Origin of the sequence: Roseomonas sp. OT10 (assembly GCF_020991085.1) — a bacterium.
Taxonomy (GTDB): Bacteria; Pseudomonadota; Alphaproteobacteria; order Acetobacterales; family Acetobacteraceae; genus Roseomonas; species Roseomonas cutis.
Genome location: NZ_CP087719.1, coordinates 128,978 through 141,644 on the forward strand (window position 1 = coordinate 128,978; position 12,667 = coordinate 141,644).

General features: G+C 67.6%; 12 protein-coding genes. 8 read left to right on the forward strand and 4 right to left on the reverse strand.

Going from position 1 to position 12,667, the window contains the following annotated elements; all coding sequences use genetic code 11:
• Window positions 1-18: 18 nt before the first annotated feature.
• The 4 genes from LPC08_RS00700 to LPC08_RS00715 are packed head-to-tail and all read right to left on the reverse strand — an operon-like array spanning window position 19 to window position 5,360.
• Entirely contained in the window at window positions 19-3,063 is a 3,045-nt protein-coding gene (locus LPC08_RS00700) for a BPTD_3080 family restriction endonuclease (RefSeq protein WP_370643275.1), read from the reverse strand.
• A 55-nt stretch (window positions 3,064-3,118) separates the two neighbouring features.
• Entirely contained in the window at window positions 3,119-3,517 is a 399-nt protein-coding gene (locus LPC08_RS00705) for a hypothetical protein (RefSeq protein WP_230450823.1), read from the reverse strand.
• Window positions 3,514-4,863, reverse strand: coding sequence for a recombinase family protein (locus LPC08_RS00710; RefSeq protein ID WP_230450824.1), 1,350 nt, complete (start codon window positions 4,861-4,863; stop codon window positions 3,514-3,516). Before LPC08_RS00710 ends, LPC08_RS00705 begins: the two co-directional genes overlap by 4 nt.
• Complete coding sequence (locus tag LPC08_RS00715; RefSeq protein ID WP_230450825.1) at window positions 4,860-5,360, reverse strand: DUF2924 domain-containing protein; 501 nt, start codon at window positions 5,358-5,360, stop codon at window positions 4,860-4,862. Before LPC08_RS00715 ends, LPC08_RS00710 begins: the two co-directional genes overlap by 4 nt.
• 318 nt (window positions 5,361-5,678) lie before the next feature.
• On the opposite strand from LPC08_RS00715, the gene LPC08_RS00720 reads away from it, so the two are divergent.
• From LPC08_RS00720 to LPC08_RS00755, 8 genes are all read left to right on the forward strand, one after another.
• Window positions 5,679-6,911: a hypothetical protein gene (locus tag LPC08_RS00720; protein WP_230450826.1), complete on the forward strand. Its 1,233-nt coding sequence runs from the start codon at window positions 5,679-5,681 to the stop codon at window positions 6,909-6,911.
• Window positions 6,874-7,848: a winged helix-turn-helix domain-containing protein gene (locus tag LPC08_RS00725; RefSeq protein WP_230450827.1), complete on the forward strand. Its 975-nt coding sequence runs from the start codon at window positions 6,874-6,876 to the stop codon at window positions 7,846-7,848. The genes LPC08_RS00720 and LPC08_RS00725 overlap by 38 nt, the downstream gene beginning before the upstream one ends.
• Window positions 7,849-7,939: 91 nt before the next feature.
• Complete coding sequence (locus LPC08_RS00730; protein WP_230450828.1) at window positions 7,940-8,512, forward strand: sigma factor; 573 nt, start codon at window positions 7,940-7,942, stop codon at window positions 8,510-8,512.
• A gap of 24 nt (window positions 8,513-8,536) precedes the next feature.
• Window positions 8,537-8,887, forward strand: a complete 351-nt coding sequence (locus LPC08_RS00735) for a hypothetical protein (RefSeq protein ID WP_230450829.1) — start codon at window positions 8,537-8,539, stop codon at window positions 8,885-8,887.
• Window positions 8,887-9,429, forward strand: a complete 543-nt coding sequence (locus LPC08_RS00740; protein ID WP_230450830.1) for a hypothetical protein — start codon at window positions 8,887-8,889, stop codon at window positions 9,427-9,429. Before LPC08_RS00735 ends, LPC08_RS00740 begins: the two co-directional genes overlap by 1 nt.
• Complete coding sequence (locus LPC08_RS00745) at window positions 9,429-10,304, forward strand: ATP-binding protein (protein WP_230450831.1); 876 nt, start codon at window positions 9,429-9,431, stop codon at window positions 10,302-10,304. Before LPC08_RS00740 ends, LPC08_RS00745 begins: the two co-directional genes overlap by 1 nt.
• Before the next feature lie 16 nt (window positions 10,305-10,320).
• A complete protein-coding gene (locus LPC08_RS00750; protein WP_230450832.1) occupies window positions 10,321-10,953 on the forward strand; it encodes a hypothetical protein in 633 nt (210 codons plus the stop codon).
• A gap of 17 nt (window positions 10,954-10,970) precedes the next feature.
• The gene (locus LPC08_RS00755; protein ID WP_230450833.1) at window positions 10,971-12,647 is read left to right on the forward strand and encodes a DEAD/DEAH box helicase; all 1,677 of its coding nucleotides are present in this window, start codon (window positions 10,971-10,973) and stop codon (window positions 12,645-12,647) included.
• Window positions 12,648-12,667: the final 20 nt, after the last annotated feature.

Consider the following 12,667-nt stretch of genomic DNA (forward strand, 5'->3'; position numbering starts at 1 on the left):
CTGCGCTGTCTTCCGGGTTCAGGCGGCGCGTGAGAGAGCGTCGGCGTTCAGCCGCCGCCGGATGATCTCATCCACGCCATAGGGTCCATCCACCCGGCAAAAATCCCAGCGGCCGAAGCGCCCCAGCGCGTTCACCGCCGGCACCCAGAGTTTGCGCATGGTGTCGTGCTTTGCGTCGTCCTGCGCGGTCTGGCGGCCCTTCACCTCCAGCACGAGGTGCAGCGGATCATCCGGGCCGCGACCGTCATCCACCACCACGATGAAGTCGGGCCGGTAGTGGCGCTCGGTGCTGCCATCCACATAGGGCACTTCGAAGCCCAGCCGGTCGTTCTTCACGTAGCGCAGCACCTCCTGCATGCCGTCCAGCGCCTGGGCCGCCGCGGCCTCCCAATTCTCGTCGCAGACGATCAGGTTGACCTGGCATTTCTGCGCGTCGGGGGTCCAGAAATTCGTCTTGGTGGTGGCGAAGCTGACATGACGGCTGCTGCCGGCCTCGTTGTAGGGGTCCAGGATCGGCCGAAGCGTGCCGGGACCAGCGACTTCGGGCGTGCATGCGCGGAAGATGCGCTCCGCGGCCTTGTCGCCGATGTCACGCCACAGCAGGTAGGCCGGGAAGGTACCGCCGATGCAGGTCAGGCATTCCGCCATCCAGCGCCGCGTGATGGTGAGCAGCGGCGGGAACAGCCAGGGCTTCAGGTGGTCCTCGCTGTCGCGGAACCAGGTGCGCAGCGTGTGGCCCGCCAGGTGAAAGGCGATGGTGGTGTCGCGCTGATGGCGCAGGTCGTTCAGCGTCAGCGTGTGCTCGGCGCCGATGATGGCGGCGCTGACGGCTTCGGGCGGCGCGTCCGTCGGATCGATCTCGAGGCGGCTCTCGTTGGTGAAGGCGGCGGTGATGCGGCCGGGCGGCAGCAAGGTGCGATAGCCGATCACGCGGGGGAAGCGGATTTCCAGCGCCGCACGCTCCGGCAGCACGGCATGGATCTGGGTGGTCTTCTTCGGCGGGGTGTAGTCGGCCTTGGAATTGGCCGGCACGAAACTGAACGGGATGCCCAGCACCTCGGCATATTCCGGCGCGAACATCGCATTGCCGGCGTCGTCCACGCCGACCGGGTCATAGGAGACACGGCGCAGCGCACGGCCGATCACCTGCTCGCACAGCAATTGCGTGCCGAAGGCGCGCACACCCAGCACATGGGTAACGGTGCGCGCGTCCCACCCCTCGGTCAGCATGGAGACGGAGACCACGCAGCGGATAGGCTCGCCCAGCCGGCCGGGCTGGCCGACGGTGTTCATCACCTCCCGCAGCAGGTCACTGTCGGTGACCGTCTCGGCATCCGCATGGCGACCGCGGGCGCGGAGTTCGCGCTTGAAGGCGTCAATCTCGGGACCAGCCAGCTTCCGGAAGTTGTCCGACAGGGCCTCGCCGGATTCGAGTTCTTCGCTGTCGATCAGGATGGTGACGGGGCGCTCCACCATGCTGCTCTGGCCGATGCCGGCCTGGGTGACGTTGGAGAGGAGCGGCAGGTTGCCGGGCACGATGACGCGGCGCTCCGCGCCCGCGGCGTCAGTCTCGATGCGCTCGTAGCCGGCGATCCAGTCATGCACGAGCTTCGAGGTGGCGGTGTTGTTGCAGACCACGATAAAGACGGGCGGCGTGCTGCCGCCGCGGCTGGCCCAGTTCTCGAACACCTGGCGGTAGTGGCCGTATAGCGCCTGGAGCGCGCCGGTGAGCTGGGAGGGAAGCTGGTCCGGCGTGAGCGGCTTGCCCTGCTTGGCCCGGCCAGCCTTGGGCAGCTTCACATCAGAATGTTCCTGGATGTAGCGATAGACGTGGCGATAGACCGGCTCGTCGGCGCCTGGCAGGTCCTGCACCGGGACGCGCGGCACCTTCACGATGCCGCATTCGATGGCGTCGATCAGCGAGAAGTCGGAGACGACCCAGGGGAAGAGCGTGCCCTCGGGGTAGCCTGAGCCGCGCAGGAAGAAGGGCGTGGCGGAGAGATCGTAGACCAGGACAGGCTGGCCGACGACGCGTTGCAGAGCCTCGATGCCGCTGATCCAGAGGCGGGCAGCGGCGTTGTTCTTCTTGGCCTCCGCCTTGCCTTCAGCGTCGAGCTTCGCGCTGGCGTCATCCGCTGCGCCGACCTTCTGGCGATAGCAGTGGTGGGCTTCGTCATTGATGACGATGATGCGCTTGCGGCCAAGCAGGTCCTTGCAGATGCGCTGCGCCATCTGGCCATCGGTTTCGGGGCGCTCGACCTTGCCGGTGCGGCCGGCCAGGATCTCCTTCGCCAACTTCGGCGCCTCGAGCGTCTCGCGCTTCTTGAAGGCGTGGAAGTTGGTGATGACGATCCGGGCGCGCTGGAGGTCGTCGCGCAGCTCCCGCGGCACGATGTCGAGGGCGGCGTAGATGTTGGAGGGGTCGGACGGGTGGAGCACGCGCAGGCGGTCCCTCACCGTCAGGCCGGGGGCCACGATCAGGAAGGCGTCGGTGAAGCGGGTCGAGTTGCGCGTGCGCGCGGCGTTGAGGGTCTGCCAGGCAATCAGCATGCCCATGACGGTGGTCTTGCCGGCGCCGGTCGCCAGCTTGAAAGCGATGCGCAGGAGGTCCGGGTTGGCCTCCGAATTGAGGGTACGCAGCCGTTCGGTCTCGGCGCGGGGGGCCACTTCGGTCAGCCAGATGGCGGTCTCAACCGCCTCGACCTGGCAGAAGAAGAGCGGGCGCGCGCGGCCCTGTTCCCGCCAGTGGCGCAGCAGGCGGGCGGTGACGGGCGTGACGGGACGCAGGCCCTGTTCGCCGAGGGAGCGCCATTGGGCAACTTTGGCCCTGATTTCATTGATGTAGTCGTTTGGCTGGCGCTTCCCGTACTCATCCTCCAGGTCGAGGGTGGCCTGGGCCTTCACCTTGTGCTTCGGCGGGGGGACGGGGACGATGAATTCGCTGCGCCGCCGGCCGAGCGCCGGGGTGCCGGTGGGGATGCCGCTCTCGTCGAGCTCCCAATGGCGGGAGGGTTCCGCGAAGGGGCTGTTGAGAATCGGGTTGTCGATCACGGGGCCTGTCACGCCCCGAAGATGCCACGGACTTTGCCTTCGCATAATGGCCATGTGGCCGCGGCCGTTACTTTCCCGACCCGTCATTGCCGAACAATTCGCCCTGGCTGCGCCAGCATAGAGGGAATGGTTCCAACAGGGCGGCCAGGGCGACCGAGGGCATATGCCGCCCATCGAGGGCGTTGGTTACGAGGTCGGGTGCCAAGAGGGTCAGGCGGAGCAGGCTGCCGAGGTAGCCGCGTTCGATTCGCTCCGCCTCTGCCATTTCGGTGATGGACGCGTAGCGCCCCTCGTCCAGCATCCGCTGGTACCGGAACCCCCTGGCCAACGCCTTCACCAGCGTCGGGTCGGCGCGCGTCGTGACCGGCGCCACGCCATCGGTCATCGGCGTCACGACGGTCTTCCGGCCCGGTCGGTGGCGGATTGCCAGCGGCACCCGGACAGTGATGCTCGTCGCCGTCGTCATGCTGCCGTCATCAGTGCGCTGGGCGAGATGGCGGTGAGGTCGCGGACCAGGCCGCCGAGCCCGTCCAGCCGCAGCCGAATGTCGGCACCGGCCGGGCCCACCACCACCCGCTCCACCAGCGACCGCACGATCCGCGCCTGCTCCGCCGGAAAGAGGTGTTCCCACAGCGGGTCGAGCCGATGCAGCGCGTCGTGGGTCTCGCCCTCGGTCAGGTCCGGCGCCTCCACGCGCGCCGCGCGCCAGGTGCCGACCACGATCTCCGGTTGGCGCAGCAGCGCCCGCACCTGGTCCACCACCGCCGCCTCGATCTCGGCCGCCGAGACCCGGCGCACAATGCTGGCGTCGCCGGCAGCATCACCCTTCAGGACCCGCTGGGCCACGTAGTAGCGGTAGAGCCGACCGTTCTTCCGCGCGTGGGTCGGCGACAGTGCCCGCCCGTCCACACCGAAGATCAGCCCCTTCAGCAGCGCCGGCGTCTGCGCCCGGTTCTGGTTGGCGCGGATTCGCGGGCTGACCTGCAGGATTGCGTGTGCCCGGTCCCAGAGTTCCCGCGACACGATCGCCTGGTGCTCGCCGGGATAGACCTGCCCCTTGTGCGCAGCCTCCCCGACGTAGGTCCGATTGTTCAGCAGCTTGTAGACATCACCCTTGTCGAGCGGTCGTCCGGCCTTGCTGGTGGCGCCCTCAGCCCGAAGGCGCGCCACCGTCTCGATGCCCGACCCGGTCTCGGCGAAGATCTCGAACACGCGGCGGACGCGCAGAGCCTCCTCCTCGTTCACCACCAGCTTGCGGGCCACGACGTCGTAGCCGAGCGGCACCTTGCCCCCCATCCACATCCCTCGCGCCCGCGACGCTGCGAATTTGTCGCGAATGCGCTCGCCGATTACCTCGCGCTCGAACTGCGCGAAGCTAAGCAGGATGTTGAGCGTCAGCCGGCCCATGCTGGTAGTCGTGTTGAAGCTCTGCGTCACGGACACAAAGGTGACGCCATGCGCGTCCATCACCTCGACCAGCTTGGCGAAATCCATCAGCGAGCGGCTGAGGCGATCAATCTTGTAGACCACGATCACGTCGACCAGGTCGGCCTGGATATCGCGCAGGAGCCGCTGCAGCGCCGGCCGCTCCAACGTGCCGCCGGAGAAGCCGCCGTCGTCGTAGCGATCGCGCACCAGCGCCCAGCCCTCGGCGCGTTGGCTGGTGATGTACGCCTCGCAGGCGTCGCGCTGCGCGTCGAGGGTGTTGAACTCCTTGTCCAAGCCCTCGTCGGTGCTCTTCCGCGTGTAGACCGCGCAGCGCAGCTTCTTTGTGCTGGCGGGCATCGCCGTGGTGGTGGCGCGCATCTTCATGCGCCACCGCCTGGCTGGCGCAGGCCGAAGAAGGTCCAGCCGTTCCAGCGCGTGCCAGTGATGTGCCGCGCGATGGCCGATAGAGACCGATACGGCCGGCCCTCGTATTCGAAGTCATCGGCGCGAACGGTGACCACGTGCTGCACGCCCTGCCATTCCCGGATGAGGCGGGTGCCCGCCAGCGGCCGGCTGTCGGCGCGGATACGGCGAAGGACCACGTTGCCGCCGTCCAACTGCTCGCCCAGCGCCACCAGTCGATCGACGGTTTCGGGCTTCAGCCCGCCATACGCGAGCTCCTGGATGCGATACGCGAGCCGGCTCTGGATATAGGCCCGGTTCCAGGGCGGCGGCTCCTTCCCGAAGAGCTCCCGCCATTGCTGCTTGAGCGTGGCGGTCGGCGCCGCCTGCAGCGCGGCGAGCCGGCTCAGCACCTGCGTCGGTGGGATCGTCGGGATGGTGGGCGCCGGCGCGGGCGCGGCGGTGGATCGTCTGGTCATGCGAGTCCCTTCCTGTTGGGGTTCGCATGCAGGCGCTGGTGGGCGGTGGAGTGTAGGCGAACCTCTCCCGCCCCCCGAGCTATCTCGGCACTCCGCGCATCGTCCTCGGCATCGCGGCTGCGCAGCCGCACCAGCCCCCGTGCCAGGATGCTGCAGACCTCCCGGAGGTGCGGCGGGAGGTGCTGGTTCATCGGGCCGGATGCGGGAAGGCTCATCCCAGGCTATTACTCGGCAAGGCCAGAATCCGTATCACGTGACCGTTGCGGCGCGCTCACAACCTCAGATAGAAAGATTACGAATCATCCATCGGAGCTTCGCTTGGCCAAGAACGTCCGAAACTTCGTGAACCGCCTGTTCATGCAGACGGTCGACCTTGGCCTCCTTCAAGAACTCCTGGCGCCACATGAGCCAGACATGGCCTTTAAATGGCTTGAGCTTCCTGAAGACGAATCTGCCCAGCGGGACGCCCTCTTTCACCTCTTCCGGGAGCGCGGTGACGAGTTCCCCGATGTATTGTTGGATGCGCTTCACTCAATACTGACTCTTTCGACGCCGAATGGAGCGCGGGCGCTTCAGGAGATTGCCGATGAGCGCGGCGTGCGATTGGCCGAGGAGGCCGAACCGGCACCCGCCGACGATCGGAAGCGCCTGACCGCGCGCCATCTCGCTCTGATCGCCTACCTGCACCACCGCGATATCTTTCAGCGAGCGGTCCATCGGCACGCGTTTTTCGCATCATCCCCCCTCAGGCTGATCGGAGCCAGGAAGGGAGTGGTGCCGCGGCACGAGGACGAGGCCGCACGGGAAGCCTTCAAAGCCGCCTGCCGGGAATACTTCGCGCGACGTTACCAGGGGCGCATTTGCGACGTTTACTGGTACCCGGAAGCCACCCACATCAACCTGCTGGTCGAGCACGGGATGAACGCCGTGATCCTTCCCGTAGAAGAGGGCGGCCGGCAGACGACACGTCCTGTCCGCGAGATCACAGCAGACGCCATTTGCTTCGAGCCGGAGACGGGGCTCATCAAGGTGGCGGCCCGCGCCAAGGTCGAGCGCCTGAAGCTGGTACAGCTATTCGCCGAACATCTCCTCGACGATCCCGACTTTTTCTCTGGTCCGAAGAGCGATCAACTTTACCATCTGGCGCCCATCGAAAAGAAAGGCACCACCTGGAAGTTCGAGAACGACTGGGACGACGATCTGAAAAGCGTCAAGGTCGTCGAGATCGAGATCGATGAGGGGCAAGCAGGCAAAGGCGGCCGCGGAGGTTCCCCGTGGAGCCTCCGCATGACCGACACCCTGAATTCCGTGTCCCGGGTCGAGCGCGTATGCCCAGACATCGATCTCTCGACCTTGAGGGTATCTGGGCTGAAGATGCGGATGCGCTTCGAAATCGACGGGGAGCGACGCGACGTCACGGTCGCGATCAAGGTGCCCAACACAGTCTCCTTTCGCGACCATCTGCTCGAGGCCCGGATATTCGAGCACCTTCGGCTCAACGGATTTCTGATGGATGACGACCCTGCTCGCCTCGCTGCTGCAGCAGATTGATCTGCATCCCATCCGCGCGCTGCCCGCCGCAGCCTGCGTAGGGTGGGAGCCACTTCGAGATCACCTCCGCCAAGTGGGCATCCTGGCCTGGCGTCCACCGCTGGACGAGGCGGACGCAGCGGATGTCGAGTTTGTCGATGGCGAGCCCTACCTCACCGTCGTCCAAGATGATCTGCATGCGCGTTCGCTCGACATCGACTTTCGCGCGACGGCGGTCGCAATCCGCCGCGACAGCGGGATCACGGGTCCGCCTTTGGAACTGCTGGACGCACGGGTTGTGCGCATCGGTGCCGTCCCGGCCAAACCGTACCCGTGCGGCGTCTACCTGGTGCGACTCCTGTCCGACCGGAATGCGCTGGACACCTTGTCGGCCATCAAGGCACGCCATGGTGCGGGTCGCGTGATCATCATGACACCGACATTGCGCTTCCTCAGTCCCGAGACGCTTCGTTTGATTCAGCCACTCGGCATCACCATCAGCCCCGTCGCCGAGCGCATAGCTGGCGCCCTGCCCGCACCTTTCCGAATGCTGCTCGACGATCTTGTCAGCGGACAGGAGGCGGCTCCGCGCGAGGATGCTTTGCAGATCGACGAGATTCGCTCGGTTGCGGCCTTTCGGGGCAGCGAGCTTTCGCTGACCCCCCGTGAATTCCACGCCCTGCGAGAACTCGCCGGTGCGGCTGCCGACCGCGATCCCATCGTTTCGAGGGGTGCGATCCTGGATGTTCTCGCCAGATACTCGACCCATGGCGAGGAGCCGAGAGACGAGCAGGTGACACTGGTCATCTCGGCCATCAAGAAGGTCATTGCGGCAGCAGCGTCACCGGAAGAGAAAGCCTCGGACGCGCTCATCCGGACCGTTCGCGGTGTAGGGTACGAGCTTCGGCTGCCGGCTGACCGCATCTGGTTTCGACGCTCGGACGCACGAGCAGAATAGCTTCCACATAGGTTCGGATAGCTTCCACACAGGTTGAATCCCCCCCGCGAACGGCACGGTCCGCCCATCAACTCGATGGAAAGGACCACCGATGGGTTCCCGCCCCAATCTCCCCGACCTCGCTCCGGCCCACCATCTCGCCGGAGTTGCAGCCTCGGCCCTGTGCCGCAGCCTCGGCCTGCCGCCTGAGGATCGCGAAGACTTCCGCCAGGATCTTCTTGTCGATCTTTTGACCCGTCTTCCTGCCTACGACCCCGCGAAGGGCGAGTTCGGCGCCTTCGCTCGGGTCTGCATCCGGAATGCTGCCGCACTGATCGCCGGCAAAGCCCGTCGCCAGCGCGCTGCCCGCCATCCGCGTTCCCTCGACGATGCCGTTCCCAACACCGAAGGCCTGACGCTGGGCGACACCATCGCGGAGGCGGATGGATACGGCGCGTGGTGCGGCCAGTCCACCGACGCCATCGGCGCGCTGGAACGCCGCCTCGACCTGGAGCGCGCGGCCGGTGCAATCGCCCCCGAGGACTACCCGCTCTGCGCAGCGCTCAGCGAGCACACGCCGCACGAGTTCGGCGAGCAGAAGACGATGCCGCGCATGCGCATCTATCGCCGCATCCGGGAAATCCGCCTGCGGCTGCTCGCCGCCGGCATCCCCTCCGCCGCCTGATACGGATTTGGAGGTGGATGAGTAATGGCTGTCATGGACACCAACATCACCGACATCCGCGCAGTGGTGGCGCCTCTCACCGAGGCTTCCCTCTGCACCTGGCTCGGCGCCGCGGCGCCTGGCGACAGCATCACCTACCACCGTGGCGCGCTCGGCCGGCAGGTCTGCCCGCAGTTGCAGTGCCTGCCCGAGAACGAGCGCACCGCGCTCCAGCGCCTGGCGGCCCGTGCCTGGAAACTGGCCGAGCTCGGCCTCGCCGACATCGTGCAGCGCCGCCACGGCTACGAGGACTACGCCTACATCCTCGTCGCCCGCCGTCGCCCGCGCCGCACCGCCTCCACCATCCTGCCGATGCTGCTCGCGGAGGCCGCGTGATGGACGCGCTCCTCACCAATCGCCCCAGCCTCGAAGCGCTGCGCCACATGCCGGTGAGCGACGTCATCGCGCTTCCCGCCGAGCACCTGGCGCTGCTGCAGACCGATGCGCGCGAGGCGCTGGATGCCGCCAAGCGCATGCAGGACTGGATCGAGGCCGCGATCGCGCTCCGCTACGAGCAGCGCGCCATCGGCGCCCGTGCCGCTGCCGGCAAGGACACCGGCACGGTCCGCTTTCAGGACGGCGCCGTGGAGATCGCGGTCGATCTGCCGAAGAAGGTGGATTGGGACCAGGCGCGGCTCGCCGCGCTGTCGGAGCAAATCCGCGCCGGCGGTGAGGATCCCGGCCAGTACGTCGAGGTCAGCTTCAAGGTCTCGGAGCGGGCCTATACCGCCTGGCCCGATCGCATCCGCCAGGCCTTCGAGCCGGCCCGCACGGTCCGCACCGGCCGCGCCACCTATCGCCTCGCCATCATGTCCGAGACGGCGCTGCGCGACAGCCCGCATGGCGCCGGCGTCATCCCGCTGCGGGGAGGCCGCTGATGGCGCTGCGCATCATCACCGCAGACGAGCGGCAGGCTGAGGCGCGCGGCATCAAGGCCGTGATCTTTGGCAAGAGCGGCATCGGCAAGACCTACCTCCTGCTGACACTCGACGAGAGCAGCACGCTCTTCATCGACCTCGAGGCGGGCGATCTCGCCGTGCAGCACTGGCGTGGCGCGTCGATCCGCCCGCGCACTTGGGATGAATGCCGCGACCTCGCGCTGTTCCTGGCGGGCCCCAACCCCGCGCTGCGTGACGACCAGCCCTATTCCGCCGCGCAGTATGCGCGCGTCCTGCAGGCCTATGGCGATCCGGCGCGCATGGACGGCTTCGCCACGATCTTCGTCGACAGCATCACGGTCGCGGGTCGTCTCTGCTTCCAGTGGTGCCGCAGTCAGCCCGAAGCGTATTCGGAGAAGACCGGCAAGCCCGACATCCGCGGCGCCTATGGTTTGCATGGCCGCGAGATGATCGCCTGGCTCACGCATCTGCAGCATGCGCGCGGGCGCAACGTGATCTTCGTCGGAATCCTCGACGAGAAGCTCGACGACTTCAATCGCCGCGTCTTCGTGCCGCAGATCGACGGCAGCAAGACTGGTCTCGAGCTGCCCGGCATCGTCGACCAGGTGATGACGCTGGCCGAGATCAAGCCGGACGCCGCTCCCGGCCAGCCTGCTGTCGCGTCTTTCCGCGGGTTGGTCTGCCAGACGCTGAACCCCTGGGGCTACCCCGCGAAAGATCGCAGCGGCCGGCTCGACATGCTGGAGCCGCCGCATCTCGGGCAGCTCTTCCAGAAAATCCGCAGCCCATCGCTGCCGATCGACGCGCACGGCGCGCCGTCGATCGCGCCGCCCACCGCCAACCCCAACACCTGATCGGAGCAGAAGCCCTATGGCTGCCTGGAATGACTACAACGACGCCCAGTCCAACCCCAATCTGATCCCCAAGGGGACGCTGGCGAAGGTCCGCCTCACCATCCGCCCCGGCGGCTTCGACGATCCGAGCCAGGGCTGGACCGGCGGCTACGCGACGCGCGGCAGCACCGGCGCTGTCTATCTCAACGGCGAGTTCACCGTGCTGGAGGGGCCCTACGCCAAGCGGAAGATCTTCACGCTGATCGGCCTCCACAGCCCGAAGGGGCCCGAGTGGGCGGGGATGGGCCGCAGCTTCCTGCGCGGGATGCTGAACTCCGCGCGCGGCATCTCCGACAAGGATGTCTCGCCCCAGGCGCAGGCCGCGCGCCGCATCGGCGGCTTCGCGGATCTGGATGGCCTCGAGTTCGTGGCCAAGATCGAGCACGGCACCGACGCCGGCGGCGAGACCAAGAACGAAATCCGCATGGCGGTGACGCCGGACCATCGGGACTACGCCCAGGTGATGGGGCGGCAGGTGGTGCCGGCGGGTTATGCACCCCCCGTCCAGGCCTATGCGCCGCCAGGTGCGCCGGCCATCCACCAGGGTGCCTTCCCTGCCGCCCAGCCCGCCGCCGCCGGCGCCGACCCGCGTCCCGCCTGGGCGCGCTGAGGGAGGGCCGCGCCAGCATGATGCTCCGCCCCCGCCAGAAGCTCTTCGTCGAGCGCAGCCTTCGTGCGCTCGGCCAGCACGGCAACACCCTCGGCGTCGCCCCGACCGGCGCCGGCAAGACAATCATGCTGTCGGCGGCGGTGGGCGAGCATATTGGCAGCAGCGCCGCCAAGGCCGCGGTCCTCGCGCATCGGGATGAGCTGACGGCCCAGAACCTGGCGAAGTTCCGCCGCGTGAATTCCGGAATCTCCACCTCGGTGGTGGATGCCGGCCAGAAGTCCTGGAGCGGCCAGGTCACCTTCGCCATGGTGCCGACGCTGACCCGCCAGGCGAACCTCGCGGCGATGCCGGCGCTGGACCTGTTGGTGATCGACGAGGCGCATCACGCCGTCGCAGACAGCTATCGCCGCATCATCGATCGCGCCCTCGACCGCAACGCCGACTGCCGGATCTACGGCGTCACCGCCACGCCGAACCGCGGCGACAAGGTCGGGCTCCGCCAGGTGTTCTCGAACGTCGCGGACCAGATCCGGCTCGGCGAGCTGATCGCCTCCGGCCACCTGGTGCCGCCCCGCACCTTCATCATCGATGTCGGCGTCCAGGATGAGCTGCGCGCGGTGCGGCGCAGCGGCGACGATTTCGACATGGGCGAAGTCGCCCGCGTCATGGACACCGTGCCGGTCACCGACGCCGTGGTGAAGCACTGGCAGGAGAAGGCCGGCGGCCGCCAGACGGTGGCCTTCTGCTCCACCATCGCCCATGCCGAGCACGTCGCCGCCGCCTTCAACGCGGCCGGCGTCCCCACCGTCATGGTGACCGGCGACATGCCGGAGGGGGAGCGGCGCTCGGTCCTGGCCGCCTATGCCCGGGGTGAGGCGCGCATCGTCGTGAATGTCGCGGTGCTGACGGAGGGCTGGGACCACCCGCCCACCTCCTGCGTCGTGCTGCTGCGGCCGAGCTCGTTCAAGTGCACCATGATCCAGATGGTGGGCCGCGGGCTTCGCACCGTGGATCCCACCGAGCATCCCGGTATCGTCAAGCGCGACTGCATCGTGCTCGATTTCGGCACCTCCTCGCAGATCCATGGCTGCCTGGAGCAGGATGTCGACCTCGACAGCCAGCCTGGCGAGGGTGAACCGCCCACCAAGACCTGCCCCTCCTGCGAGGCGGAGGTGCCGATCGCGGTGATGGAGTGCCCGATCTGCGGCCACGCCTTCGAGCCTCGCGGGCGCGACACGACGCCGCTCACCGACTTCATCATGACGGAGATCGATCTCCTCCGGCGCTCGGCTTTCCAGTGGTGCGACCTGTTCGGCGACGACGCCGCACTGCTGGCCAATGGCTTCAACGGCTGGGCGGGCATCTTCTTCCTGAACGGAGCCTGGCACGCGGTCGGTGGCGCCAAGGAGGCGCGGCCGCGCCTGTTGTCCATCGGCGAGCGGCTGGTGGCGCTGGCCGCGGCGGATGACTGGCTGAACGTGTGTGAGACGGACGAGAGCGCCCATAAGAGCCGGCGCTGGCTGCGCGAGCCGCCGACCGAGCGGCAGCTGATCCACCTCCCGCCGGCAGCCCGCGCCGATCTCGGCATGACGCGCTACCAGGCCTCGGCGCTGCTCACCTTCAAGTTCAACCGCCAGGCCATCCAGCATCTCGTGCGCAGCGCCCAGCCCGCGGCGCTGGGGCAGGCCGCATGATCGATGGCCCGCTCCCCGGA

Coding starts and splice junctions, on each gene's coding strand:
- LPC08_RS00705 (WP_230450823.1), bottom strand. CDS start 3,517: ATGACGACGGCGACGAGCATCACTGTCCGGGTGCCGCTGGCAATCCGC.
- LPC08_RS00710 (WP_230450824.1), bottom strand. CDS start 4,863: ATGAAGATGCGCGCCACCACCACGGCGATGCCCGCCAGCACAAAGAAG.
- LPC08_RS00715 (WP_230450825.1), bottom strand. CDS start 5,360: ATGACCAGACGATCCACCGCCGCGCCCGCGCCGGCGCCCACCATCCCG.
- LPC08_RS00725 (WP_230450827.1), top strand. CDS start 6,874: ATGACGACCCTGCTCGCCTCGCTGCTGCAGCAGATTGATCTGCATCCC.
- LPC08_RS00730 (WP_230450828.1), top strand. CDS start 7,940: ATGGGTTCCCGCCCCAATCTCCCCGACCTCGCTCCGGCCCACCATCTC.
- LPC08_RS00735 (WP_230450829.1), top strand. CDS start 8,537: ATGGCTGTCATGGACACCAACATCACCGACATCCGCGCAGTGGTGGCG.
- LPC08_RS00740 (WP_230450830.1), top strand. CDS start 8,887: ATGGACGCGCTCCTCACCAATCGCCCCAGCCTCGAAGCGCTGCGCCAC.
- LPC08_RS00745 (WP_230450831.1), top strand. CDS start 9,429: ATGGCGCTGCGCATCATCACCGCAGACGAGCGGCAGGCTGAGGCGCGC.
- LPC08_RS00750 (WP_230450832.1), top strand. CDS start 10,321: ATGGCTGCCTGGAATGACTACAACGACGCCCAGTCCAACCCCAATCTG.
- LPC08_RS00755 (WP_230450833.1), top strand. CDS start 10,971: ATGATGCTCCGCCCCCGCCAGAAGCTCTTCGTCGAGCGCAGCCTTCGT.